Below are 737 nucleotides of genomic sequence, written 5' to 3'. Positions count from 1 at the left end.
TTTTTATTTATGGCTTCAGCCAGTTTAAGTCGCGTTAGCGTCTTAAACATAAAACCACCCGCTTTGCGGGTGGAGTTCAAAGGTTATACCAAGAAAAACACCTTTCCGTTACGATATAGATGTTCAAGCTAATATACGTAACTTAAATAAGGAAAGGTGTTTATGGGAATTAAAGCACAAAGCTCAGCACATACAAAGTGGCTGTGCAAATACCATATCGTCTTTTCGCCGAAATACAGACGAAAAGTCATTTTCAATAGTATCCGTTCGAGTGTAGGTGAGATTCTACGAGACCTTTGTAAGTATAAAGGGGTCGAAATAATCGAAGGACATCTCATGCCAGATCACGTTCATATGCTGGTAAGTATCCCGCCCAAGTTAAGTGTTTCAAGCTTTATGGGGTATTTAAAGGGCAAAAGTTCGCTGATGATATTTGATAGGCATGCGAACTTAAAATACAAATTTGGCAATAGGAAATTTTGGGCAGAGGGTTACTACGTAAGTACAGTAGGATTAAATGAAGCCACAATCCAAAAATATATCAGAGAGCAAGAAAAGTCAGATTTAATACAAGATAAATTAAGTACAAAAGAACATGTAGACCCCTTCAAGGGGTGAGACAAAGTAGCAAAGACACTTAGCTTGAACGAAGAGAAAGCCGCGTCATTTAGGCGCAGTCGGTAACATGCCCTTATAGGGCTAGAGCAAACCACCCGCTATTCGGGTGGTTATGATTT

1 protein-coding gene is annotated in these 737 nt (G+C 39.5%); it reads left to right on the top strand.

The window, feature by feature from the left end:
• Nucleotides 1-162 precede the first annotated feature (162 nt).
• Entirely contained in the window at nucleotides 163-618 is a 456-nt protein-coding gene (gene tnpA, locus FE392_RS18225; RefSeq protein WP_319931585.1) for an IS200/IS605 family transposase, read from the top strand.
• Nucleotides 619-737: the final 119 nt, after the last annotated feature.

The sequence above is a fragment of the Xenorhabdus santafensis genome (assembly GCF_033949405.1).
Taxonomy (GTDB): Bacteria; Pseudomonadota; Gammaproteobacteria; order Enterobacterales; family Enterobacteriaceae; genus Xenorhabdus; species Xenorhabdus santafensis.
Note: the sequence above shows the minus strand (reverse complement) of the source record. Positions and strands in the feature narration are given on the sequence as shown.